General features: G+C 70.0%; 23 protein-coding genes. 3 read left to right on the top strand and 20 right to left on the bottom strand.

The window, feature by feature from the left end:
- Positions 1-145: 145 nt before the first annotated feature.
- From nrdF to nrdH, 4 genes are read right to left on the bottom strand one after another with little or no spacing between them, the layout of a single operon-like run.
- Positions 146-1,165, bottom strand: coding sequence for a class 1b ribonucleoside-diphosphate reductase subunit beta (nrdF, locus tag ABME02_RS02935; RefSeq protein ID WP_353813774.1), 1,020 nt, complete (start codon positions 1,163-1,165; stop codon positions 146-148).
- Between the two features lie 46 nt (positions 1,166-1,211).
- Positions 1,212-3,317, bottom strand: a complete 2,106-nt coding sequence (gene nrdE / locus ABME02_RS02940) for a class 1b ribonucleoside-diphosphate reductase subunit alpha (RefSeq protein ID WP_353813775.1) — start codon at positions 3,315-3,317, stop codon at positions 1,212-1,214.
- Between the two features lie 35 nt (positions 3,318-3,352).
- Positions 3,353-3,781: a class Ib ribonucleoside-diphosphate reductase assembly flavoprotein NrdI gene (gene nrdI, locus ABME02_RS02945; protein ID WP_353813776.1), complete on the bottom strand. Its 429-nt coding sequence runs from the start codon at positions 3,779-3,781 to the stop codon at positions 3,353-3,355.
- A 52-nt stretch (positions 3,782-3,833) separates the two neighbouring features.
- Positions 3,834-4,067, bottom strand: coding sequence for a glutaredoxin-like protein NrdH (gene nrdH / locus ABME02_RS02950; protein WP_154347074.1), 234 nt, complete (start codon positions 4,065-4,067; stop codon positions 3,834-3,836).
- 634 nt (positions 4,068-4,701) lie between these two features.
- Here nrdH and ABME02_RS02955 point away from each other — a divergent pair.
- Together ABME02_RS02955 and ABME02_RS02960 are read left to right on the top strand one after the other, a co-directional pair.
- Positions 4,702-5,520, top strand: coding sequence for an alpha/beta fold hydrolase (locus tag ABME02_RS02955; RefSeq protein WP_353813777.1), 819 nt, complete (start codon positions 4,702-4,704; stop codon positions 5,518-5,520).
- A 182-nt stretch (positions 5,521-5,702) separates the two neighbouring features.
- Entirely contained in the window at positions 5,703-6,656 is a 954-nt protein-coding gene (locus ABME02_RS02960) for an NAD-dependent epimerase/dehydratase family protein (RefSeq protein ID WP_353813778.1), read from the top strand.
- A gap of 9 nt (positions 6,657-6,665) precedes the next feature.
- Here the strand turns inward: ABME02_RS02960 and ABME02_RS02965 are convergent, their stop codons facing one another.
- Positions 6,666-7,253: an HhH-GPD-type base excision DNA repair protein gene (locus ABME02_RS02965; protein ID WP_353813779.1), complete on the bottom strand. Its 588-nt coding sequence runs from the start codon at positions 7,251-7,253 to the stop codon at positions 6,666-6,668.
- A gap of 116 nt (positions 7,254-7,369) precedes the next feature.
- Between ABME02_RS02965 and ABME02_RS02970 the strand changes: the two genes are divergently transcribed.
- Complete coding sequence (locus tag ABME02_RS02970; protein ID WP_353813780.1) at positions 7,370-7,750, top strand: glyoxalase superfamily protein; 381 nt, start codon at positions 7,370-7,372, stop codon at positions 7,748-7,750.
- A 60-nt stretch (positions 7,751-7,810) separates the two neighbouring features.
- Here ABME02_RS02970 and ABME02_RS02975 read toward each other — a convergent pair whose 3' ends face one another.
- From ABME02_RS02975 to ABME02_RS03045, 15 genes are all read right to left on the bottom strand, one after another.
- The gene (locus ABME02_RS02975) at positions 7,811-8,869 is read right to left on the bottom strand and encodes a LacI family DNA-binding transcriptional regulator (RefSeq protein WP_353813781.1); all 1,059 of its coding nucleotides are present in this window, start codon (positions 8,867-8,869) and stop codon (positions 7,811-7,813) included.
- 11 nt (positions 8,870-8,880) lie between these two features.
- Complete coding sequence (araA, locus tag ABME02_RS02980) at positions 8,881-10,404, bottom strand: L-arabinose isomerase (protein WP_353813782.1); 1,524 nt, start codon at positions 10,402-10,404, stop codon at positions 8,881-8,883.
- Between the two features lie 118 nt (positions 10,405-10,522).
- On the bottom strand, positions 10,523-12,130 hold the full coding sequence (locus ABME02_RS02985; RefSeq protein ID WP_436408229.1) for a xylulokinase: 1,608 nt from the start codon (positions 12,128-12,130) through the stop codon (positions 10,523-10,525).
- Positions 12,127-12,846: an L-ribulose-5-phosphate 4-epimerase gene (locus tag ABME02_RS02990; protein WP_353813783.1), complete on the bottom strand. Its 720-nt coding sequence runs from the start codon at positions 12,844-12,846 to the stop codon at positions 12,127-12,129. The genes ABME02_RS02985 and ABME02_RS02990 overlap by 4 nt, the downstream gene beginning before the upstream one ends.
- Positions 12,843-13,076, bottom strand: a complete 234-nt coding sequence (locus ABME02_RS02995; protein WP_353813784.1) for a hypothetical protein — start codon at positions 13,074-13,076, stop codon at positions 12,843-12,845. The genes ABME02_RS02990 and ABME02_RS02995 overlap by 4 nt, the downstream gene beginning before the upstream one ends.
- Before the next feature lie 353 nt (positions 13,077-13,429).
- Entirely contained in the window at positions 13,430-14,674 is a 1,245-nt protein-coding gene (gene mmsB, locus ABME02_RS03000) for a multiple monosaccharide ABC transporter permease (protein ID WP_353813785.1), read from the bottom strand.
- A gap of 33 nt (positions 14,675-14,707) precedes the next feature.
- Entirely contained in the window at positions 14,708-16,237 is a 1,530-nt protein-coding gene (gene mmsA / locus ABME02_RS03005; RefSeq protein WP_154344948.1) for a multiple monosaccharide ABC transporter ATP-binding protein, read from the bottom strand.
- A gap of 132 nt (positions 16,238-16,369) precedes the next feature.
- The gene (gene chvE, locus ABME02_RS03010) at positions 16,370-17,443 is read right to left on the bottom strand and encodes a multiple monosaccharide ABC transporter substrate-binding protein (protein ID WP_154344950.1); all 1,074 of its coding nucleotides are present in this window, start codon (positions 17,441-17,443) and stop codon (positions 16,370-16,372) included.
- Positions 17,444-17,612: 169 nt separating this feature from the next.
- On the bottom strand, positions 17,613-18,425 hold the full coding sequence (locus tag ABME02_RS03015; protein WP_353813786.1) for an L-ribulose-5-phosphate 4-epimerase: 813 nt from the start codon (positions 18,423-18,425) through the stop codon (positions 17,613-17,615).
- Entirely contained in the window at positions 18,422-18,574 is a 153-nt protein-coding gene (locus ABME02_RS03020; protein WP_353813787.1) for a hypothetical protein, read from the bottom strand. The genes ABME02_RS03015 and ABME02_RS03020 overlap by 4 nt, the downstream gene beginning before the upstream one ends.
- 193 nt (positions 18,575-18,767) lie before the next feature.
- On the bottom strand, positions 18,768-19,820 hold the full coding sequence (locus ABME02_RS03025; protein ID WP_353813788.1) for a LacI family DNA-binding transcriptional regulator: 1,053 nt from the start codon (positions 19,818-19,820) through the stop codon (positions 18,768-18,770).
- Positions 19,821-19,952: 132 nt separating this feature from the next.
- Positions 19,953-21,401, bottom strand: coding sequence for an MFS transporter (locus tag ABME02_RS03030; RefSeq protein ID WP_353813789.1), 1,449 nt, complete (start codon positions 21,399-21,401; stop codon positions 19,953-19,955).
- A gap of 102 nt (positions 21,402-21,503) precedes the next feature.
- Entirely contained in the window at positions 21,504-22,334 is an 831-nt protein-coding gene (locus tag ABME02_RS03035) for an aldo/keto reductase (RefSeq protein ID WP_353813790.1), read from the bottom strand.
- Positions 22,335-22,518: 184 nt separating this feature from the next.
- On the bottom strand, positions 22,519-23,883 hold the full coding sequence (locus ABME02_RS03040; RefSeq protein WP_353813791.1) for an APC family permease: 1,365 nt from the start codon (positions 23,881-23,883) through the stop codon (positions 22,519-22,521).
- Between the two features lie 87 nt (positions 23,884-23,970).
- A complete protein-coding gene (locus tag ABME02_RS03045) occupies positions 23,971-25,149 on the bottom strand; it encodes a cystathionine gamma-synthase (RefSeq protein WP_353813792.1) in 1,179 nt (392 codons plus the stop codon).
- Positions 25,150-25,160 lie beyond the last annotated feature (11 nt).

The raw sequence follows: 25,160 nt of genomic DNA on the forward strand, positions 1-25,160 counted from the left end.
AGCAGGCCTCCCGTTCCGACCAGGCTGACGCCCTGTCAGGCCAGAGCGCAGATCCACCGTTTCTCTGACACGCCCTGACGAATCGATCGGCTGAGGAGGATACGTTCTCGGCACTTGCCGAGTGCGGAAGGGTCGCGCGGCGGACCTAGAAGTCCCAGTCCTCGTCCTCCGTGTTGACCGCCTTCCCGATCACGTACGACGAGCCCGACCCCGAGAAGAAGTCGTGGTTCTCGTCGGCGTTCGGCGAGAGCGAGGCGAGGATCGCCGGGTTCACGTCGGTGACCGAGGAGGGGAACATCGACTCGTAGCCGAGGTTCATGAGGGCCTTGTTGGCGTTGTAGTGCAGGAACTTCTTGACGTCCTCGGTGAGACCGAGACCGTCGTAGAGGCTCTGCGTGTACTGCACCTCGTTGTCGTAGAGCTCGTAGAGCAGCGAGAACGTGTAGTCCTTGATCTCGTCGCGCTTGGCCTGGTCGACCAGCTCGAGTCCGCGCTGGAACTTGTAGCCGATGTAGTAGCCGTGCACGGCCTCGTCACGGATGATGAGCCGGATCAGGTCGGCCGTGTTGGTCAGCTTCGCCCGGCTCGACCAGTACATGGGCAGGTAGAAGCCCGAGTAGAAGAGGAACGACTCGAGCAGCGTCGAGGCGACCTTGCGCTTCAGGGGCTCGTCACCGCGGTAGTACTCCATCACGATGGAGGCCTTCTTCTGCAGGTGCTCGTTCTCGACCGACCAGCGGAACGCGTCGTCGATGTCCTTCGTCGAGCACAGCGTCGAGAAGATCGACGAGTAGCTCTTCGCGTGCACCGACTCCATGAACGCGATGTTCGTGTACACCGCCTCCTCGTGCGGGGTCAGCGAGTCGGGGATGAGCGAGACCGCGCCGACCGTGCCCTGGATGGTGTCGAGCAGCGTGAGACCCGTGAAGACCCGCATCGTGGTCTGCTGCTCGTCGGGCGACAGTGTGTTCCACGACTGCACGTCGTTCGACAGCGGCACCTTCTCGGGCAGCCAGAAGTTGTTGACCAGGCGGTTCCAGACCTCGAGGTCCTTGTCGTCCTGGATGCGGTTCCAGTTGATCGCGTTGACGTGGCTGACCAGCTTGACCGGCGCGGCGTGGGCCGGGTCGTTGGTGGCCGAGTTCACCGGGTCGGTGAGAGTCATCCGTTCATTCCTCTTCTCGAGTCATCCGTAATGTGAGAAATGCTCATCAAAGCATGCACGAGACGCACTCGGACATGTTCGTGCCCTCGAGCGCGAGCTGACGCAGCCGGATGTAGTAGATCGTCTTGATGCCCTTGCGCCACGCGTAGATCTGGGCCTTGTTGATGTCGCGGGTCGTCGCGGTGTCCTTGAAGAACAGCGTGAGCGAGAGGCCCTGGTCGACGTGCTGCGTCGCCGCGGCGTAGGTGTCGATGACCTTCTCGTAGCCGATCTCGTACGCGTCCTCGTAGTACTCGAGGTTGTCGTTCGTCATGAACGGCGCCGGGTAGTAGACGCGACCGAGCTTGCCTTCCTTGCGGATCTCGATCTTCGACGCGATCGGGTGGATCGACGACGTCGAGTTGTTGATGTACGAGATCGAGCCGGTCGGCGGCACCGCCTGCAGGTTCTGGTTGTAGATGCCGTGCTCCTGGATGGAGGCCTTCAGCTCCTGCCAGTCGTGCTGCGTCGGGATGTGCACGCCGGCGTCGGCGAACAGCTCGATGACCCGCGCGGTCTGCGGCACCCACGCGGCATCCGTGTACTTGTCGAAGAACTCGCCCGACGCGTACTTCGACTCGGCGAAGCCGTCGAAGGCCTCGCCGCGCTCGATCGCGATCTGGTTCGACGCGCGCAGCGCGTGGAAGAGCACCGTGTAGAAGTAGATGTTCGTGAAGTCGATGCCCTCCTCGCTGCCGTAGTGGATGCGCTCGCGGGCGAGGTAGCCGTGCAGGTTCATCTGGCCGAGGCCGATGGCGTGCGACTTGTCGTTGCCGTCCTCGACGGACCGCACCGACGAGATGTGCGACATGTTCGAGACGGCGGTGAGGCCGCGGATGGCGGTCTCCACCGTCTTGCCGAGGTCGGGCGAGTCCATCGACAGCGCGATGTTCATCGACCCGAGGTTGCACGAGATGTCCTTGCCGATCTGGGCGTAGGAGAGGTCTTCGTTGTAGGTCGTCGGCGTGTTGACCTGGAGGATCTCGGAGCACAGGTTCGACATGTTGATCCGGCCCTTGATCGGGTTGGCCTTGTTCACCGTGTCCTCGAACACGATGTAGGGGTAGCCCGACTCGAACTGGATCTCGGCGATCGTCTGGAAGAACTCGCGCGCGTTGATCTTCGTCTTCTTGATGCGCGGGTCGTCGACCATCGCGCGGTAGTTCTCGGTGATCGGCACGTCGCCGAACGGCTTGCCGTAGACGCGCTCGACGTCGTACGGCGAGAAGAGGTACATGTCCTCGTTGTTCTTCGCGAGCTCGAACGTGATGTCGGGCACGACGACGCCGAGGGAGAGCGTCTTGATGCGGATCTTCTCGTCGGCGTTCTCGCGCTTGGTGTCGAGGAACCGCATGATGTCGGGGTGGTGCGCCGACAGGTAGACGGCGCCGGCGCCCTGGCGCGCGCCGAGCTGGTTGGCGTACGAGAATGAGTCCTCGAGCAGCTTCATCACGGGGATGATGCCCGACGACTGGTTCTCGATCTGCTTGATGGGCGCACCCGACTCGCGGATGTTCGAGAGCAGGAGCGCCACGCCGCCGCCGCGCTTCGACAGCTGCAGCGAGGAGTTGATGCCGCGCGAGATCGACTCCATGTTGTCTTCGATGCGGAGCAGGAAGCACGAGACGAGCTCGCCGCGCTGCGCCTTGCCCGTGTTGAGGAAGGTCGGCGTCGCCGGCTGGAAGCGCCCGGCGATGATCTCCTCCACGAGGTCGGTCGCGAGCTGCTCGTCGCCCTGCGCGAGACCGAGCGCGGTCATGACGACCCGGTCCTCGAAGCGCTCGAGGTACCGCTTGCCGTCGAAGGTCTTCAGCGTGTAGCTCGTGTAGTACTTGAACGCGCCGAGGAAGGTCTCGAAGCGGAACTTCTTCGAGTACGCCAGGTCGTTGAGCTTCTGGATGAACTCGAACGAGTACATGCCGAGCGTCTCGGGCTCGTAGTACTCCTTCTCGACGAGGTAGTCGAGGCGTTCTTTCAGCGAGTGGAAGAAGACCGTGTTCTGGTTGACGTGCTGGAGGAAGTACTCCCGCGCCGCCTCCTTGTCCTTCTCGAACTGGATCTTCCCGTCGGCGCTGTAGAGGTTCAGCATCGCGTTCAGGGCGTGGTAGTCCATCCCCGAGTTGCTCGAGCGCGGTGCGTCGATGACCGCTACGCCACTGTCGCCTGCGGCGCCTGCTGCTGCGTTGACCAAAATGCGTCCAATCCCTCGTCGACGGCGCGAACGTCGTCTGGTGTTCCGAATACTTCGAAGCGGTAGAGGTGCGGCACATGGCACTTGGCGGCGACGATGTCGCCGGCGAGGCCGTAGGCCGCACCGAAGTTGGTGTTTCCAGCGGCGATGACGCCGCGGATGAGTGCGCGGTTGTGCGGGTCGTTCAGGAACCTGATGACCTGCTTGGGCACGGCGCCCTTGCCGTCCCCACCCCCGTAGGTCGGAACCACGAGGACGTATGGTTCGTCGGCGACGAGCGCGGCATCCTTCGCGTGGAGCGGGATGCGCGTCGCCGGCCGACCGAGCTTCTCGATGAAGCGCGCGGTGTTGCCCGACACGCTCGAGAAGTAGATGAGGTTCGTCATGACTGCTCCAGGTCGTGCATCTCGACCCCCCGGTCGATGCGCCCGGGAGCCGTTACGCGAGCCGAGAGGCCAGCTCGTCGATCTTGTCGGGTCGGAAGCCCGACCAGTGACCTTCGTCGGTGATGACGACCGGGGCCTGCAGGTAGCCGAGTTCCTTGACCGCGGCGAGGGCGGTCTCGTCCTGTGACAGGTCGAGCACCTCGTACTCGATGCCCTTGCTGTCGAGGGCTCGGTACGTGGCGTTGCACTGGACGCAGGAAGGCTTGGTGTAGACCGTGACCGTCATCTCTGTGACCCCTCTTTCTCAGGCTCCTGGAGGAGCCGTTCCCCCGGTGTTGCTTCGACTCATCGATACTACATCTTGTGTCTGGGCAATTGCACGACCACAAGATGATGTAGTTACATCCGTGTAGTTTTCCACCGCGTTCTCCACCGTTCACTCACAGGCCGAAGCCGGTCTGATCGGCGGATTTCCGCGGTTCGGATTCGGGTTCTCCACAGGCCTGCTCATCTGTGCAGAGCCGGCCTGTGAATGGATGTCGGGCGTGTCGTCGGCGTGTCGCCCACGCACCACGCCGGCACGAGGCATCCGCACCGCCCGTGCGACGATGCCACGACCCCCGCTGGCGACGGCTTCACGCGACATACCGGCTCCCCCGACCCGACATCTGGCCCTCATCGGCCCGCCGACCACAACATCTGGTGGCGTCCGGTGGTAATGCTGCCACCACCCACCGACATTCCCGCGACGGATGCCACGGCGCGTCGTGGCATCCGTCACCTCGCTTCCCGCACGCGCGCTCCGGCGCCGCGCCTCGCGACCCCTATCGACATCCCGCCGCCCGGGGTTAGCCTGACGGCGGACCAGACCGACGCAGCCCAGCACCGGCGCAGGCAGGCAGCCTGCGAGGGAGGACCGCATGTCCCACACCGTCATCTCGCACGACGGCGCCTCGATCGCGTACGACCGCGAGGGCGAGGGCCCGCCGGTGGTGCTCGTCGGCGGCGCGTTCCAGTTCCGCGCGTTCGATCCGACCACGAAGCAGCTCGCGACGGCGCTCGCGAAGCGCGGCTACACGGTGGTCAACTACGACCGGCGCGGCCGCGGCGAGAGCGCGCACGATGTGCCGATGGGCCTGCACGAGACGCTCGCCGACCTCCGCGCGATCGTCGCGGAACTGCAGCGGATCCACGAGCTCGGCGAGGGCGTCGCACTGTTCGGCAACTCGTCGGGCGGGGCGATCGCGCTCGCGGCCGCCGCGCACGGGCTCCCCGTGACCGCGATCGTCGGCTTCGAGGTGCCGATCGGCGCCGAGCAGGGGGCGGAGGGCGAGGAGTTCCTCGCCGGCATCCGCGAGCGCGTCGCGGGCGACGACCCGGACGCGGTCGTCGAGTACTTCATGAAGGACATGCCACCCGAGTGGCTCGAGCAGGCCAAGGGCACCCCGTCCTGGCCCCTCATGGTGCGGATCGGCCCGAGCCTCGAAGCGGATGCCGAGTCCCTCGCCTGGGCCCAGTCCGCGCCGCACTCCGAACTGTTCGGGTCGATCCAGGCGCCCACGCTCGTGCTCGTCGGCGACGAGGACGCGCCGAACGGGATGGCGCCCGCGGCCGACGCGATCGTCGCGGCGATGCCGCACGCCGAGCGCGGCACGGTGCCCGCCGTCGCCCACTCCTGGCAGCCCGAGAGCATGGCGGCGGCGATCGCCGACTTCCTCGACGCGCACGTCGAGCGCTGAGCGCGGCGCGTCGTCGGACGTTCCGGTCGGCACGCCGACGCGGCCCGGCGCGCCGCGAGGTTCGTCCGACGAACGGCCGGCCGTGTCCGCCAGCGACGACGAGGGGCGTCGGTGCGCGGTCGCGGCACCCGTGCGGCGCCGCGTTCACCTGCGCGACACAGCTCACGGGCAGGATGCTGCACATGAGCGAACCCGAACACCTCATCGTCGGCGCGGGGCCGGTCGGCACCGCCCTCGCCCTCCGGCTCGCGGATGCGGGCGAGCGCGTGCGCGTCGTCACGCGCTCGGGCCGCGGGTCGCGGCAACCGCTCGTCGACCTCGTCGCGCTCGATGCCGCCGATCCCGACCGACTCGCCGACGCCGCACGCGGCGCCCGAGTCGTCTACAACTGCGCCAACCCGGGCGCCTACCCGCAGTGGGAGCGCGTGTGGCCGCCGCTCGCGGCCTCGATCCTGCACGCGGCCGAGGCATCCGGCGCGGTGCTCGTCATCATGGGCAACCTGTACGGGTACGGGCCCGTCGACGGACCGATGCGGCAGGGCACGCCGCTGCGGCCGTCCGACCACAAGGGCGCGCTGCGCGCCCGCATGTGGGAGGAGGCGCTCGCCGCGCACCGCGCCGGCCGCGTGCGGGTGGCCGAGGCGCGGGCGTCGGACTACCTCGGGCCGACCGCGCCCGTCGCGAACGGGCTCCTGCCGAGGTACGCCGCGGCGACGCTCGCCGGCAGGCCGGCCACCGTGTTCGGCGACCCCGACGCCCCGCACTCCTGGACGGCGGTCGACGACATCGCCGCGACGCTCGAGGTGCTGGGCCGCGACGAGCGCGCCTGGGGCCTGCCGTGGATCGTGCCGTCGAACCCGCCCGCGAGCGTCCGCGAGGTGCTCACCGCCCTCGGCGAGCGCGCGGGCACCGGCGAGCCGACACTGCGACGGATGCCGCGGTCGGCCCTCTCCGCGCTCGGCCTCGTCGTCCCGGTGCTCCGCGAGGTGCGGGGCGTGCTGTACCAGTTCGAGCAGCCGTTCGTCATGGATGCCGCGGAGACGACGGAGACGTTCGGCCTCGTGCCGACGGACTGGGATGGACTGCTCGATGCGACCGCGCGCGCGTGGCACGAACGGGCGGTCGCGGGACGCTGACGCCGGCCGCTACTGCTTCGCGGCCTTCGCCGCCGCCTTCGCGGCCTGCTTCGTGGCGCGGACCTTCGCGAGCGACTCCGGGTCGACGATGTCGGCCACCGAGGCGAACGACCCCTCGTCGCCGTAGTGCCCGGCGGCGGCGCGCCATCCGCTGGCCTCGAGCCCGCACTGCTTGCCGAGCAGCGCCAGGAAGATCTTGGCCTTCTGCTCGCCGAAGCCCGGCAGCGCCTTGAGCCGCTTCAGCACCTCGGGGCCGTCGGGGTCGCCCTGCGTCCAGATCGCGGCGGCGTCGCCGCCCCACTCGTCGCGAACCGCGACGGCGAGCGCCTGCACGCGCCCGGCCATCGAGCCCGGGTAGCGATGCACGGCAGGCGGCCGCTTGAACGCCTCGACGAATCGCTCCGGGTCGACCGCCGCGATCTCCGCGGGCTCGATGGTTCCGACGCGGTCGCGGATCTTCGCCGGCCCCGCGAACGCCGTCTCCATCGCGACCTGCTGGTCGAGGAGCATGCCCGTGAGCAGCGCGAACGCGTCGTCTCCCAGCAGTTCGTCGGCAGCGGCATCCCCGGTGATGTTGAGCGTGGTCATGGGGTCCATCCTCCCACCGGGACATCCGTTCGTATTCCGGACAGGAACTGACCGCATTGCTGGCCACACTGGTCTCGACAGCCCGGCCGGGGCATCCGCCGCCCGGCCCGAACAGGAGGACCACCATGGACTGGAAGATCGAGCTCATCTTCGTGCCCGTCACCGACGTCGACCGCGCCAAGGCCTTCTACGTCGACAAGCTCGGGTTCAACGCCGACCACGACCAGCGCGTGAACGACGACCTCCGCTTCGTGCAGCTCACCCCTCCCGGCTCGGCGTGCTCGATCGCGATCGGCGAGGGCCTCGGCGGCACGCTCGAGCCGGGATCGCTCGACGTGATCCAGGTCGTGATCCCCGATGCCGACGCCGTGCTCGCCGACCTGCGCGCCAAGGGCGTCGAGGCCGAGGGCGTCGACGAGCAGGCCTGGGGTCGTTTCATCTCGCTGCGCGACCCGGACGGCAACCGCTGGACGCTCCAGCAGCTGCCCGACTACTCGGCCGCCTGACGCGACGGATGCCGCCCGGCCGGGCGCGAACGTGAGCGGCACCGGAGCGGCTCGAGCCGCTCAGCCGAGCGGCGCCGCCGTGCTCGCCCGCACCACGAGCTCGGGAACCCGCGCGGTGCGGTCGGGCGCCACCGCCTCGTCGCGCAGCACGTCGGCGACGGTCGCCATGATGTCTCGGCCGAGCGAGTCGAAGTCCTGCCGCATGGTCGTGAGCGACGGGGTGAAGAACGCGGCCTCGGGGATGTCGTCGAACCCGACGACGCTGAGCTCGCCCGGCACCGGGACGCCAGCCTCGTGGCAGGCGTGCAGCAGGCCGAGGGCCATCTGGTCGTTGCCGACGAACACGGCGGTCGCCCAGCCCTCGTCGAGGAGGCGGCGTCCCGCCGCGTGACCGGATGCCGCGAGCCAGTCGCCCGCGACCGGGTCGCGCACCTCGAGCCCGCGGGCCTCCAGCGCGGCCGCGAAGCCGCGGCGGCGTTCGGCGGCGTCCATCGAATCGGCGGGCCCCGCCACGTGGGCGATGCGCCGGTGCCCGAGCCCGATGAGGTGCTCCGTCGCGAGCCGCGCGCCCGCCGCCTGGTCGAACGAGACGCGGTGCATGCCGGGCTCGACCTCGGAGGCCACGGCCACCACGGGCACCCCCGCGTCGATGCCGCGCAGCACGTCGACGCCCTCTCGCTCGCCCGAGATGAGCACGATCGCCTCGACTCGCTGCAGCACGAGCCGGTGCACGGCCTGGGTGAGCACGTCGGCGTCGAGCGTGCGCATGCTCGCCTGGCTGACCGCGTAGCCCGCCTCGCGGGCGGCCTCGTTGAACCCGAGCGCGGCGCTCGAAGGGCCGTAGTCGGGACGTCCGGCCTGGATCAGGCCGATGGAACCCGACCTGCGCTGCGCCATCGCCCGCGCCGTCGGCGACGGCGTGTAGTTCAGCGCCGCGATCGACTCGCGCACGCGCACCCGGGTCGCGGCGGCGACGCCGGGCAGGTCGTTGAGCACGCGCGAGACGGTCTGGTGCGAGACGCCCGCGTGGCGAGCGACGTCGAACATGGTCGGCACGCCCGCCGCGGACGCCTCGACCGGGTCGTCGCCGACCCGCACCGAGGCATCCGCCCTGCTCATGGGGTCCTCCTTCAGAGGCCCTGCGCGAGTCGGTAGTAGGCCTGGTTCCACCGTACTTCGCGCTCGAACCCGCGCTGCGTCGTGTCCTCGTCGATGACGAGCAGTTCGACCTTCGCCATCTCCGCGAAGTCGCGGAACACGTCGACGCCGACCGCGGTCGACATGACGGTGTGGTGCGCGGCGCCGGCGGTCAGCCAGGCGGCGGCCGACGTCTGGAAGTCGGGGGCGGGCTTCCAGATCGCGCGGCCGACCGGGAGCTTCGGCAGCGCCTCGCGCGGCGCGACGTTCTCGACGACGTTCGCGGTGAGGCGGAACCGGTCGCGCATGTCCGACATCGCGACGACGACGGCGGGGCCGGGGTCGGCGGTGAAGACCAGGCGAACCGGGTCCTCCTTGCCGCCGATGCCGAGCGGGTGGATCTCGAGCGAGGGCTTCGCGGTCGTGATCGACGGCGCCACCTCGAGCATGTGCGCGCCGAGGATGAGCTCGTCGCCGGGGGTCATGTCGTACGTGTAGTCCTCCATCAGGGTCGCGCCGCCGGGCAGGCCCGCGCCCATCACGTTCGCGACACGCACGAGGATGGCGGTCTTCCAGTCGCCCTCGGCGCCGAAGCCGTAGCCCTCGGCCTGCAGGCGCTGCACGGCGAGACCCGGCAACTGGCGCAGCGCGCCCAGGTCCTCGAACGACGTGGTGAACGCGCCGAAGCCGCCCTCCTCGAGGAACGAGCGCAGGCCGATCTCGATCGCCGCGCCGTAGCGCAGCGACTCGTGCCGCTCGCCGCCCTTCCGCAGCTCGGGTGCGACCTCGTAGAGCTCCTCGTACTCCGCGACGAGCGCGTCGATGTCGTCGTCGGATGCCGCGTGCACGGCGTCCGCGAGCTCGTTCACGCCCCACGTGTTCACCTGCACGCCGAACCGCAGCTCGGCCTCGGTCTTGTCGCCCTCGGTGACCGCGACGTAGCGCATGTTGTCGCCGAACCGAGCGAGCTTCAGGTCGCGGGATGCCGCGAGGCCGGCCGCCGCACGCTGCCACGTGCCGAGCTCGCGCTGCACGCGCGGGTCGGAGGCGTGGCCGACGATGGTCTTCCGCGGCACGCCGAGGCGGGTCTGGATGTACCCGAACTCGCGGTCGCCGTGCGCGGCCTGGTTGAGGTTCATGAAGTCGAAGTCGATGTCGGCGTACGGCAGCTCGACGTTCGCCTGCGTGTGCAGGTGCGCGAGCGGCTTCTGCAGCGCGTCGAGGCCGGCGATCCACATCTTGGCGGGGCTGAAGGTGTGCATCCACGCGATCACGCCGATCACGTTCGGCGCGGCGTTGGCCTCGAGCGCGACCTGCTTGATCGCGGCCGAGTCGGTGAGCACGGGCTTCCAGACGACCGTCACGGGCACGTCGGATGCCGCGTCGAGCGTCTCGGCGATGGTGCGCGACTGCTCGGCGACCTGCGCGAGCGTCTCGGGGCCGTACAGGTGCTGGCTCCCGGTGAGGAACCAGACCTCGTAGCCGTCGAGCGAGGTGGTGAGCGGAGTGCGGGTCATATGCGTGTCCTTCGTGTGGTTCCGGGTGCTTCGGTGTCTGGGATGTCTGCGGTGTCTGGGATTGCCGGGGCGCCGGTCGGTGGATGCCTCTGGCGGAATGTCTCGGGCGTCGGCACCGTCACAGCGCCTCGACGGCCGCCGCCTCGGCGGCGAGTCCGGCGGCGTAGCGGTCCAGGTAGGCGGCGAAGCCGGCGACATCCGTGGGGTCAGGCTCGGCGACGTCGATCGCCGCACCGGCGAAGACGCGCTGGTCGAGGTAGGTGCCGAGGTCGGACTCGTCGGCGTGCGCGAGGTAGGCGGCGAGCACCGCGATGCCCCACGCTCCGCCCTCCGAGGCGGTCTCGCCGACGGCGACCGGCGCGTCGAGCGCGCCCGCGAGGAAGCGCTGCGCGACGCCCGCGGTGCGGAAGATGCCACCATGCGCGAACATGCGGTCGAGCCCGACGCCCTCGCCGTGCAGCACGCGCATGCCGAGGGCGAGCGTGCCGTAGACGCCGTAGATCTGCGCACGCATGAGGTTCGCGAGGGTCAGGCGGCTGTCGGGCGTTCGGACGACCATCGGCCGCCCCTCCTCGAGGCCCGCGATGGGCTCGCCCGCGAGCTGGTTGTACGCGATCAGGCCACCGGCGTCCGCCTCGCCCTCGAGCGCCTCGCGGAACAGCGCGCCGAACACGGCATCGCCGTCGAGCTCGACGCCCGCCGCCGCCGCGAACCGTCCGAAGACGCCCGCCCACGCGGCGAGCTCGCTCGCGCCGTTGTTGCAGTGCACCATCGCGACGGGGTCGCCCGCCGGCGTGGTCACGAGGTCGAGCTCCTCGTGCGCGTTCGCGAGCGGATGCTCCAGCACGACCATCGCGAAGATGCTCGTGCCCGCGCTGACATTGCCGGTGCGCGGCGCGACCGCGTTCGTGGCGACCATGCCCGTGCCCGCGTCGCCCTCGGGCGGGCAGAACGGGATGCCGGCGCGGAGCGCACCCGTCGGGTCGAGGAGCGCGGCGCCCGCCTCCGTGAGCTCGCCCGCGACGCGACCGGCGGGCATCACCTCGGGCAGCAGGTCCGCGACCTGCACGCCGGGCGCGCGGTCGGCGACGAGGTCGTCGTAGATGCCGATGAGCCTCGCGTCGTAGTCGTTCGTGGCCGAGTCGATGGGGAACATGCCGGATGCGTCGCCGACGCCGAGCACGTTGCGGCCGGTGAGCTTCCAGTGCACGTAGCCGGCGAGGGTCGTGACGTTCGCGATCTCGGGCACGTGCGGCTCGTCGTCGAGGACCGCCTGGTGCAGGTGCGCGATCGACCAGCGCAGCGGGATGTTGAGCCCGAATCGCTCGCTGAGCTCGGCCGAGGCCGGACCGGTCGACGTGTTCCGCCAGGTGCGGAACGGCACGAGCAACTCGCCCTCGCCGTCGAACGCGAGGTAGCCGTGCATCATCGCCGAGACGCCGATCGCGCCGAACGTCTCCGGCACGACGTCGTGGCGGCGGCGGAGGTCGGCGACGAGGTCGGCGTACGCGGCCTGCAGGCCCGACCAGACGGACTCGAGCGAGTACGTCCAGCGTCGGTCGACGAACTCGTTCTCCCACTCGTGGCTGCCGACGGCGAGCACCTCGGTCGGGTCCTCGCCGACCAGGCAGGCCTTGATGCGGGTCGACCCGAACTCGATGCCGAGCGACGTGCGCCCCTCGAGGATCGCCGCGCGCGCGGCATCCGTGGTCATGGTCTCGCTCATCGTCGGGCGTCTCCACTCTGTCCGTAGACGTTCTGGTACCGGTCGTACAGCCGGTCGATCGAGTCCTGCGGGATCGGGATCAACGGGCCCGCCTCCCGCGCCAGGTGCACCGTGCGCGCCACGTCCTCGACCATGACCGCGGCCTTGACCGCGTCCTTCGCATTCGCACCGATCGTGAACGGCCCGTGGTTCTGCATCAGCACCGCACGCGACCGGTGCCCGCGGAGCGTCTCCACGATGCCCCGGCCGATCGAGTCATCCCCGATGATCGCGAACGGGCCCACCGGGATCGGCCCACCGAACTCATCGGCCATCGCCGTGATCACGCACGGGATCTCCTCACCCCGCGCCGCCCACGCCACCGCGTACGTCGAGTGCGTGTGCACGACGCCGCCGACCTCGGGCATGTTCCGGTACACGTACGCGTGCGCCGCCGTATCCGACGACGGGCTCCGGTCGGCGCCCGGCGTGCCCGGGATCACGTTGCCGTCCAGGTCGCACACGATCATGTTCTCCGGCGCCAGGTCGTCGTAGCTCACACCCGACGGCTTGATCACGAACAGGTCCGCACCCGGCACCCGACCCGACACGTTCCCGCCCGTCCACACCACGAGCCCGTAGCGGGTCAACTCACCATGCAGGCGCGCGACATCCGCACGCGTGCGGGCGATGGCCGCATCGACCTCGGGGGCGAACGTCGTCTCCGTCGCGCTCATGCCGGCACCGCCGACGTGGCGGCGACGGCGGCGTCGAGCCGGGGCGCGACGGCATCGCCGAGCCGGGGCGCGATGCCCGCCGCCTCCACCGCGGCGGGCATCGCGTTGCGGAGGACATGCACGCCCTCCGGGTTCCGGGGCGCGCTGCGATGCCGACGGGCGGATGCTCCGCTCCGATCGGAGACGGGCTCGACGAGCCTCACGTGGCGCTCGGGCGCGGCATGCGGCATACGGGACTCCTTCGTCTGCTTCGTTAGCGCTAACAATTGCCAATGTTAGCGCTAACGAAGCCCGGAACCAAGCCCCACGGCGCCCCACGCCACCCCGACACCTCGCCCTCGCGCGCCAGCACCTCGCCCTCGCGCGCGTACGGGAGGAGAACTCCGACGACACGCCGAGGGCAGGCCCCGACACGCCGGACACAAGCCAGAAGTTCCTCCCGACGGGCGGGCCGGCACCGACGAGCCGGTCCGGCAACGACAGGCGGGGCGGCCCGCCACCGCGAGCCGGCCGGAGCCGGGACACGACGAGGGGCGGATGCCACGTGGCATCCGCCCCTCGCCGTCTCAGGAGGAACTGCGCGTCAGTGCCCGCCCGACCGACGCTTGTTGTACACGTCGAACGCCACCGCGAGCAGCAGCACGAGGCCCTTCACGGCCTGCTGCCACTCGATGCCGATGCCCATGATCGACATGCCGTTGTTCAGGACACCGATGATCAGACCACCGATGATCGCGCCGCCGATCGTGCCGACGCCGCCCTGGACGGCCGCGCCGCCGATGAACGCCGCCGAGATCGCCTCGAGCTCGAAGCCGTCGCCGGCCTTCGGTCCCGCGAGGTTCAGGCGCGCCGTGAAGATGAGGCCGGCGAGCGCCGCCAGGAAGCCCATGTTCACGAACAGCCAGAAGTCGACCCGGCGGGTCTTGATGCCCGACAGCTCGGCCGCGTGGCGGTTGCCGCCGATCGCGTAGATGTGACGGCCGAACACGGTGCGGTTCATCACGACGCTGTACACGAGCACCAGCACGCCGAGGATGATCAGCGTCACCGGGATGCCCTTGTACGACGCGAGCGCGTAGGCGAAGAACCCGATCGCCGCCGAGATCAGCACGAGCTTGGTGATGAACCACGCCAGCGGCTCGACGTCCTGGCCGTACTTCACGCGGCCGCGGCGGCTGCGCACCTGCTGCACGACGAGGATCACGATCGCGAGGGCGCCGACGCCGAGCGTCAGTGGATCGAGCTCGAATTCGCCGAACACGTTCGAGAGGAAGCCGTTGCCGAGTGCGCGGTACTCGGTCGGGAACGAGCCGATGTTCGCGTTGCCCAGCACGACGAGCGCGAGGCCGCGGAAGATGAGCATGCCGGCCAATGTCACGATGAACGCCGGGATGCCGACGTATGCGATCCAGAAGCCCTGCCAGACGCCGACGAGGGCGCCGATGCCGAGCGAGAGGATGACGGCCAGCCACCACGGCAGGCCCCATTGCACCGCGAACACGCCGGAGCACGCACCCACGAACGCCGCCACGGATCCGACCGAGAGGTCGATGTGGCCGGCGATGATGACCATCACCATGCCGATGGCGAGGACGAGGATGTAGCCGTTCTGGACGACGAGGTTCGAGATGTTCTGCGGCCGCAGCAGGATGCCGTCGGTGAGGAAGGCGAACAGCACGACCACCGCGATCAGAGCGATGAAGATGCCGTTCCGGCCGAGGTCGCTGAGCACGTGGCTCAGCCGGTCGGTGAACTTGTTCGAGACCGGGTTGACGTTGCTCCCGGCCGCGTGCGACTCCTCGATGGTGGGAGGGTTCGGATTCGACATGGTGTCTCCTGGGGGTGTTCCGTCAGCCGCGGGCTAGCGGGGCTTTTCCATGGTCATGAGCTTGAGCATCGACTCGGGCGTGGCCTCCTCGACGGGGAGCTCGCCGGTGATGCGACCCTCCGAGAGGGCGTAGACGCGATCGCAGATGCCGAGGAGTTCGGGCAACTCCGACGAGATCACGATGATGCCCTTCCCGGCGGCGGCCAGGCGGTTGATGATCGTGTAGATCTCGTACTTCGCCCCGACGTCGATGCCGCGCGTGGGCTCGTCGAGGATCAGCACGTCGGGATCGGAGTAGATCCACTTCGAGAGCACGACCTTCTGCTGGTTGCCGCCCGAGAGCTTGCCGGTCTTCACCAGGACGCTCGGCGCCTTGATGTTCATCGACGTTCGGTACTCGTTGGCGACCGCGTACTCCTCGTTGTCGTGCACGAGGCCGTACTTCTCGAGCTTCTTCAGCGACGCCATCGAGATGTTCCGCTTGATGTCCTCGATGAGGTTGAGGCCGTAGGTCTTGCGATCCTCGGTGGCGTAGGCGATGCCGTTCGAGATCGCCTCGGCGACGGTGCGGGTCTTGATCTCCTTGCCGCGGAGGAAGACCTTGCCGGAGATGCGCGAACCGTAGGAGTGGCCGAACAGGCTCATCGCGAACTCGGTGCGACCGGCGCCCATGAGACCGGCGATGCCGACGATCTCGCCGGCGCGCACGTGCAGGTTGACGTTGTCGACGACGACCCGGTTCGAGTCCTGCGGATGGTGCGCCGTCCAGTCCTCGACCCGGAGCAGCTCCTCGCCGAGGTTCGGCGTGTGGTCGGGGTACCGGTGCTCGAGGTCGCGACCCACCATGTCCTTGATGATGCGGTCCTCGGTGACGTCCTGCTTCGCGATCGTCTCGATCGTCTTGCCGTCGCGGATGACCGTGACGGTGTCGGCGACCTTCTTGATCTCGTTCAGCTTGTGGCTGATGATGATCGACGTGATGCCCTGCCCCTTCAGGTGCAGGATCAGGTCGAGCAGGTGGTCCGAGTCCTCGTCGTTGAGCGCGGCGGTGGGCTCGTCGAGGATCAGGAGCTTGACGCGCTTCGAGAGGGCCTTCGCGATCTCGACGAGCTGCTGCTTGCCGACGCCGATCTCGCGGATCTTGGTCGTCGGGTTCTCCTTCAGGCCGACCCGGGCGAGGAGCTTCGACGCCTCGAAGTTCGTCTGGTTCCAGTCGATGAGACCGCCGGCGCCCTTCTGCTCGTTGTTGAGGAAGATGTTCTCGGCGATCGAGAGGTAGGGGCTGAGGGCGAGCTCCTGGTGGATGATCACGATGCCCTTGGCCTCGGAGTCGGTGAGGTCCCTGAACTCGACCTCCTCGCCCTCGAAGACGATCGCGCCGTCGTAGGTGCCGTGCGGGTAGACGCCCGACAGCACCTTCATCAGCGTCGACTTGCCTGCGCCGTTCTCGCCGCAGATCGCGTGGACCTCGCCTCGCTCCACGCCCAGGTTGACGTTCGCGAGCGCCTTGACGCCCGGGAAGGTCTTCGTGATGCCGCGCATCTCGAGAATGTGGTTGGTCATCCCTTGCTCCTGCTCCATTGCCGGTGTGGGGCCGGCCGGGTGGCGGATGCCGCGGCCGGGACCTGAGGCGAGAGTACTCCCGTCGCAGGTCCCGACACGCGGTGGATCATCCGTTGGGGATCAGCGGCTCGTTCAGCCGTTGATCTCCTCTTCGGTCCAGTAGCCGGAGTCGACCAGGACCTCGGTGATGTTGTCGGCGACGACGATCTCCGACTCGAGGAGGTACGAGGGAACGACCTTCACGCCGTTGTCGTAGTCGCTCGTGTTGTTGACCTCGGGCTCCTCGCCGTTCAGCAGGGCGGTCGCCATGTCCACGGCGACGGCCGCGAGGTTGCGGGTGTCCTTGAAGATGGTCGAGTACTGCTCGCCGGCGATGATGGCCTTGACCGAGTCGAGCTCGGCGTCCTGGCCGGAGATGATCGGCCACTCGTCGCCGACCGAGTAGCCGGCGTCGGTGAGGGCCGAGATGATGCCGCGCGAGAGGCCGTCGTACGGCGAGAGCACGGCGTCGACGGTCGAGCCGTCCGAGTACGTCGAGACGAGGATGTCCTCCATGCGGCTCTGCGCGACCTCGCCGTCCCAGCGGAGGGTGGCGGCCTGCTCGAACTCGGTCTGGCCCGACTTCACGACGAGGGTGCCCTCGTCGATGTAGGGCTGGAGCGTGTCGATGGCGCCGTTCCAGAAGAACGTGGCGTTGTTGTCGTCGGGCGAGCCGGCGAACAGCTCGATGTTGAACGGTCCCTCCGGCGCGTCGGCGGCCTCGGCGCCCTCGAGGTCCGTGAGGCCGAGGCCCGCGAGGAGCGAGGTGGCCTGCTGGACGCCCACGATGTAGTTGTCGAACGACGCGTAGTAATCGACGTTCTCCGAGTCGCGGATGAGGCGGTCGTAGGCGATGACGGGGATGTCGGCGTCGGCGGCGTTCTGGAGCACCTCCGAGAGCGTGGTGCCGTCGATCGAGGCGACGATCAGGGCCTCGGCGCCCTTGGTGATCATGTTCTCGATCTGCGAGACCTGCGTGGGGATGTCGTCCTCGGCGTACTGGAGGTCGACCTGGAAGCCCTGCTCCTCGAGCTGCTCCTTGACGGCGTCGCCGTCCTGGATCCAGCGCTCCGAGCTCTTGGTGGGCATCGCGACGCCGATGAGGCCGCCGTCGCCCTCGCCCCCGCCGCCGCCGCTGCCGCCGGAGCACGCGGCGAGCGCGAGCATCGAACCGGCCGCCAGGGTGGCGAGGAGCACCTTCTTCGTGGTGTTCACGGTGTGTCCTTTCACTGTGTGGTCATGGACGTCGTCGTCTTGGTGACGTTTCGGATCCGGCCTCGTCCATGACGACCGGCTCCCAGCGGCATCCGTCGTGACCTCGGATGCCGCAAGCTCTTCAGTTGCGTTTCGCCTTCGTCCGCGGGGCGTCGGCGTCCTTCTTCGCCGACGGCCGGCCGGCCGCGGCGTCGCGTCGGGCGTCTTCGGCCTGTCCGGCTGCGCCTCCTCGTCGGGCGTCTCCACTCTGTCCGTAGACGTTCTGGTACCGGTCGTACAGCCGGTCGATCGAGTCCTGCGGGATCGGGATCAACGGGCCCGCCTCCCGCGCCAGGTGCACCGTGCGCGCCACGTCCTCGACCATGACCGCGGCCTTGACCGCGTCCTTCGCATTCGCACCGATCGTGAACGGCCCGTGGTTCTGCATCAGCACCGCACGCGACCGGTGCCCGCGGAGCGTCTCCACGATGCCCCGGCCGATCGAGTCATCCCCGATGATCGCGAACGGGCCCACCGGGATCGGCCCACCGAACTCATCGGCCATCGCCGTGATCACGCACGGGATCTCCTCACCCCGCGCCGCCCACGCCACCGCGTACGTCGAGTGCGTGTGCACGACGCCGCCGACCTCGGGCATGTTCCGGTACACGTACGCGTGCGCCGCCGTATCCGACGACGGGCTCCGGTCGGCGCCCGGCGTGCCCGGGATCACGTTGCCGTCCAGGTCGCACACGATCATGTTCTCCGGCGCCAGGTCGTCGTAGCTCACACCCGACGGCTTGATCACGAACAGGTCCGCACCCGGCACCCGACCCGACACGTTCCCGCCCGTCCACACCACGAGCCCGTAGCGGGTCAACTCACCATGCAGGCGCGCGACATCCGCACGCGTGCGGGCGATGGCGACCTCGATCTGGGGTCCGAAGGTCGTCATGCGGCGACCGCCCGCCCGGTCGGGGCGACGGATGCCGCGGCGCGGGGGGCGGTCGTTCCGGTGCCGACGGACGGCGTCCCGCTCGAGACGAAGCCGCGCCGGGGGTCGGCCGGGCTGGTGGGCCGGCCGGGGGCGGTCGTGTCGATCACGCGGGACTCCTTCGTCGTGTGCTGCGCACGCCCTCGAGGGGGCGATGGTGGAACGTCCGGCGATGTGACGCTCCATGTGACCGTTCACATCGCGAGACTCATGTTAGCCACACGTTTCGCGATCCTGTCAACTGCGATTGGTCACGGAACGGTAACGGCGCGTCCGGAGGTGCCGTCCGTGCGCCGTGCGCCCCTAGAACGCCGGTGCGCCGACGGAGTCGCGGACGATGAGCTCGGGCACGATCGTGCCGCGGTACTCGGGCGCGGCATCGTCGAGGTCGCCGAGGAGCAGCGCGACGCAGCGCCGACCGAGCTCCGCGAAGTCCTGCCGCACGGTCGTGAGCGGCGGCCAGAAGTGCGCGGCCTCGGGGATGTCGTCGAAGCCGATGATCGACACGTCGCGCGGGATCTCGAGGCCCGCGTCGCGCACGGCGTGCATGACCCCGAGGGCCATCTGGTCGTTCGACGCGAAGATCGCGGTGAAGTCGCGAACGGTGAGCAGCTCGCGCCCCGCGTAGAAGCCGAAGTCCGCCGTCCAGTCGCCGAGGATCGGCGCCGTGGTCGCCACGTCCTGCGCGCCCATCTCGTCGAGGAATCCGCGCATGCGCGCCTCCGCCTCGATCCAGTCCTGCGGGCCCGCGAGGTGGTAGATCGACCGGTGGCCGCGCTCGATGAGGTGCCGCGTCGCCATGCGCGCGCCCGCGATCTGGTCGACCGAGAGCGTGTGCTCGGGGTCGCGGCCGGTCGACTGGAGCGTCACGTACGGCACGTCGATCGACAGCTGCGCGAGCGTGTCGAAGACGCGCACCTGCGGGGCGATGACGACGAGGCCCTCGATGCCCTGGGCCCGCAGGTGGGCGAGCCCGTCGGCGATCGACACGGCGTCGGCGGACTCGATGTTCGCGGTGCTCACCCAGTAGCCCGCGGCGCGGGCCGCCGCCTCGATCGCGGCGATGCTCGAGGCGGGACCGTAGTGCGTGCTCGACGCCGACAGGATGCCGAGCGTGCGCGAGCGGCTCGTGACGAGCGCACGGGCGGCGCGGTTCGGCGTGTACTGCAGCTCGGCCATGACGTCGAGCACCCGCTGCTTGGTCTCGGGCCGGATGCTCGGATGGTGGTTGAGCACACGCGACACGGTCTGGTGCGAGACGCCGGCGACCCGCGCGACGTCGCGGATGCTCGGCGCACGCCCCTTGGGCGGCTCCTGCGACGGCTCTGGCACGGTGACCTCGATCGATTTCGGCATGTTCACGGTCACACATGCCGGCGACACCATTATGCACATCCCTGCGGGGAATGTGACCGTCACAATGTGACCGTCACATGAACACGGCGCCCGCGTCCGTGCTGGCGAGGCGGCGTATTCCGCTCTCGGCCGCTACTCCCCCGAGGCCGGCGCGGCCGCCGACTCGCCGGCCGGCGCCGAGGTGCCCTGCACCGGCGTCCGCCACCCCTCGGGCGGCCGCACCCGCGATGCGAGCAGCACCCCGACGAGGGCGATCGCTGCGGTCACGGCGAACTCGGGCGCGAACGCGCCGGCGGCGGCCACGCTCGCCACGAGCGCGGTGACCGCGAGGGCCACGGCGCCGCCCAGGGACTCGCCGATCGTCAGCGCCGCGCTGTTGAACCCCTGCACCGACTGCGGCGACTGCTCGAGCACGGACACCGAGAAGCGCGGGTACATGAACCCCATCGCGGCCCCTGCGAGCGTCCACACGACGAACACCGCCGCCGGCGGCCACGAGAACAGCGCGATGGCGAGCACGCCGACGAGCGCCACCGCGAGGGTGAGTGACCCGATGCGCACGACCTCGGTGTGCGACAGCCGAGGATCGAGGCGGCCCTGCAGCCACGACGCCGCCGCCCACGACAGCCCCGCACCGGTCAGCACGGCGCCGGCCAGGCCGGCCGGGAGGTCGTAGCGCTCGATGAGCATCTTCGGCAGGTAGATCTCGGCGCCGAAGAACGCGCCCGCCACGATCGCTCGCATGAGCACGGTCGCCGGGATCCCGCGCACCGCCCGGAGCGTGCCCGCCGGGAGGAGCGGCCGAACGGCGACCACGGCGATCGCGATCGACAGCACCGCGACCACCCAGCGCCAGGGCTCGTCGAACTCCGCGGCCAGGCTGATCCCGAGGGCCGCCCCGGCTGCCAGCACCGACCAGCCGACCCGGCGAACGCTCCACGGCACGCTCGGGTCGCCCTGCACGCGGTCGAGCACGCGCAGCAGGGGCGCGAGCATCATCAGCGCGGCGGGCAGCACGAGCGCGATCACGCCGAGGAACACCCAGCGCCAGTCGAGGTGCTCGGCGACGTACCCGGCGACCGTCGGCCCGACGATCGAGGGGATGACCCACGCCGCCGCGAAGCCCGCGAACACGCGCGCCCGCACCGACTCGGGGTAGACGCGCGCCACGATCACGTAGAGCGGCACGATGACGGCCGCGCCGCCGATGCCGTGGACGAGGCGCCCGAGGACCAGCACCGGCATGCTCGGTGCCAGCCCGGCGATGACGAGACCGACGACGAAGAGCCCGCCCGCCGCGAGGAGCGGCGGAAGCGGGCCGGAGCGATCGCTCCAGTTGCCCGCGACCACCATGCCGACGACGCCGGCCGCGAGCGGCACGGAGAACGCCAGGGCGTAGAGGCCCTCGCCGTCGAGGTCGGCTGCGACGATCGGCATCGCCGTCGTCACGGCGAGCACCTCGAACGCGGCGAGGAAGATGAGCGCGAACATGCCGAGCGAGAGCCACCGCCACGACTTCGCGAACACGCCCCCGGGCGGGACGACGTCGTCGGATGGAGCGGGGGTGGAGCGGTCGGTCACCTGATCGAGCCTACGTCCGCCCACCGGCATCCGCTGCGCTCGAATCGGTCGCCGTTCGGCACGACGCCGCCATCGTCCGCAGCAGCGCGACGCCGCAGCGGCCTACATCTCCTCGTGCGTGTCGGGGTCGGCGCCCCAGAGGCGCCCGCGCTCGAGACCCGAGATCGCCTCGACCTCGCCGGGCTCGAGCTCGAGGTCGAACACGTCGAGGTTCTCGCGCCGGCGCGCGGCATCCGCCGACTTCGGGATCGGCACCGCGCCGAGCGCGAGGTGCCAGGCGAGCACGACCTGCGCGGGCGTCGCCTCGCGGCGCTCGGCGATCTCGACGATGACGGGTTCGGCGAGCAGTTCGCTGCGCTTGGCGAGCGGGCTCCAGCTCTCGGTGCGGATCGAGTGCTCCGCGTGGTACGCGCGCAGCTCGGCCTGCGGGAAGTACGGGTGCAGCTCCACCTGGTTCACCACGGGCATCAGCCCGGTCTCGGCGAACAGGCGGTCGAGCATCGGCGGCGTGAAGTTCGAGACGCCGATCGAGCGCACGACGCCGCGCTCCTTGAGCTTGATCATCGAGCGCCAGCTGTCGACGTAGCGGTCGCGCTTCGGGTTCGGCCAGTGGATCAGGTAGAGGTCGACCCAGTCGAGGTCGAGGCGCTTGCGCGACTGCTCGAAGCTCGCGAGGGTCTCGTCCACGCCGTGATGGCGCCCGGGCAGCTTCGTCGTCACGAACAGGTCGCTGCGGTCGACCTCGGCGCGGCGGATCGCCTCGGCGACGACCTCCTCGTTGCCGTAGTTGTAGGCGGTGTCGATGAGCCGGTAGCCGTCGTGGATCGCCGAGACGATCGCGTCGACCCCCGACTGGTCGTTCAACCCGTACGTACCGAGCCCGATCGCGGGGATCGTGTTGCCGTCGGCGAGCGCGTACGCGTGGGCAGTCATGCGCACCATCCTCCCCCGGGAGCGCCCGCACATGCCAGCCGACCTGCGGCATCCGGTCCGATTCCCAGCCGAACGGAGGCCGCAGACCGCCGTCGGGCGACGCCTCAGGTCGCGGCGACGGGACCGGGGACGGGTCGGGCTGCGGGGATCGGCGACCCGGAACGGGCGGATCGACCGCGACCGCTCACGGCACGAGCTCGGCGTCCGCCGGGACGACCCGCACCGCGGCATCCGCATCGAGCACGGGCGAGCGCCTCGCCCGCACGCGGCGCACGATCGTGACGACGATGGCGGCCGCGGCCAGCACGATCGGCATGACGAGGTTCTGCCACGCGAGCACGAGCAGTCCCGCCGTGAGCACCGACGCGACGATCGCGAGCCACCAGCCGAGCGAGAACCGGCGGAGGATGATCGTCGCGGCGAGCATGCCGGCGGCGTAGATCGCGACCATGTTGCTCGTGTGGATGAGGATGAAGCCCGTCAGGTCGAGTTCGTTCCAGAGCATCAGGACGAAGTAGACGACGATGAGCGCCGCCGTCAGCGCGAGCGCCCGGCGCGGCACGGCGCCGTCCTCGGCGCCCTTCGCGAAGAACCGGGGCAGGTCGCCGTCGCGGCCGAGCGCGGCGCCCAGCTTGCCGAACGCGGGCAGGTAGGCGTTCAGCACGCCGACCGTGACGATCGCGGCGACGATCGCGACGAGCACCGACCCGATGCCCGGCGCGGTCGTCTCGACGAGGTCGAGCAGCGGCACCTGGCTCGCACCCGCGCGGTCGCCGAGCACCGCGACGGTCACGAACTGCAGCGCGAGGTAGCCGACGCCGACCAGCGCGATCGCGATGCCCGTCGCGATCGGGATGATGCGGCGCGGGTCGCGGAACTCGCCGGCGATGTGCGTGCCGACCTCCCATCCCGCGAACGCCCAGACGAAGAGGCTGATGGCGACGCCGACCCCGCCCCAGCCGTTCGGGAGGAACGGGGTGAAGTTCGCCGCGTCGGCCGCGGGGAAGGTGACCGCGACGACGCCGACGACGACCGCGAGCAGCAGGCCCGTGAGCACGAACTGCACCCATCCGGCGACGCGCACGCCGAACCAGTTGGAGATGAGCGGCGGCAGGAAGACCGCGAATCCGATCACCGGCACGGCGGCCCGGTCGACGCCGAGCACCGCGACGACGTACTCGCCGCCGAGGATCGCGACGACGGGAGCGCCGACGCAGACGCCGAAGAAGAACCAGTATCCGGTCATCCGCGCCGCGGTCGGTCCGAGCGCCCGGCGGACGTAGCTGGCCACGCCGCCCGGGTCGGGGAACCGCGAGGCCAGCGCGGCGAAGGTGCCGGCGAGCGGGATCGACAGGACGAGCACCGCGGCGACGGCGAGGACGGAGGCGGGACCGGCGGCCTGCGCGGCGAGCCCCGGGAGCACGAGGATGCCGGTGCCCAGCACGCTCGCGACGTAGAGGGCCGTGCCCTGGACGAGGCCCAGCCGGCCGTGGTGCGCTGCTGCGGCGGTGCCGACCGGGGGCGCGACATCCAGGGTTCTCGAACTCACCCGCTCATCGTGCCGGAAGTCGCCGGTGCGCGCGCTGGCAGGAAAGTCAGTGTTCGTCGAATTCCTGCCAACGGCGGCGGGCGGTCGCTACATCCGCCCGAGCGCCCCGTCGATGTCGGCGAGCAGGTCGTCGACATCCTCGATCCCGACCGACAGGCGCACGATCGACTCGGGCACCTCGGCCTCGGTGCCCTTGACCGAGGCGTGGGTCATCTCCGACGGGTAGTTGACGAGCGACTCGACCCCGCCGAGCGACTCGGCCAGCGTGAAGAGCTCGGTCGACTCCGCGAACCGGCGCGCCGCCTCGCCGCCGCCCGCGAGGTCGATCGACACCATGCCGCCGAAGCCCGACATCTGGCGCGCGGCGAGCGCGTGGCCGGGGTGCGACTCGAGGCCCGGGTAGAGCACGCGGGCGACGGCGGGGTGCTCGTCGAGCCGCCGGGCGATGGCGAGCGCGTTCTGGCTGTGGCGCTGCATCCGCACGCCCAGGGTCTTGATCCCGCGCGTCGTGAGGAACGCGTCGATCGGACCGGACACCGCGCCGGCGGCGAACTGCGTGAAGCCGACGCGCTCGGCGAGCTCCTCCTGCCCGGGCGCGAACACGAGCGCGCCGCCGACGACGTCGGAGTGGCCGCCGAGGTACTTCGTCGTCGAGTGCACGATCACGTGCCCGCCGAGGGCGATCGGCTGCTGCAGCGCGGGGCTCGCGAACGTGTTGTCGACGACGACGGTGAGGCCCGCCTCGTCGCCGAGTTCGGCGAGCGCCGCGATGTCGGAGATCTTCATGAGCGGGTTCGAGGGCGTCTCGACCCAGAGCACCTTCGTGGTGCCGAGCTCGATGGCGCTGCGCACCGCGTCGAGGTCGCTCGTGTCGACCGTCGAGTGGCGCACGCCCCAGTCGCCGAAGATGCGGCGGATGAGCCGGTGGGTGCCGCCGTACACGTCGTTGCCGACGACGACGTGGTCGCCGGGCTTCAGCACCGACCGCAGCAGCGCGTCCTCCGCCGCGAGTCCGGACGCGAACGACAGGCCGCGGATGCCGCCCTCGAGCGCCGCGAGCTGGGTCTCGAGCGCCGTGCGCGTCGGGTTGCCGCCGCGCGAGTACTCGTAGCCGCCGCGGAGGCCGCCGATGCCGTCCTGCGCGTACGTCGAGGTCACGTGGACGGGCGGGATCACCGCGCCGGTCGTGGGGTCGAACTCCTGGCCCGCGTGGATGGCACGCGTGTCGAACCCCTGCTGCAGCATCCCGAATTCAGGAGCGTTCATGTCGATCATCG

It is taken from the genome of Agromyces zhanjiangensis (assembly GCF_040496055.1).
GTDB classification, from domain to species: Bacteria; Actinomycetota; Actinomycetes; order Actinomycetales; family Microbacteriaceae; genus Agromyces; species Agromyces zhanjiangensis.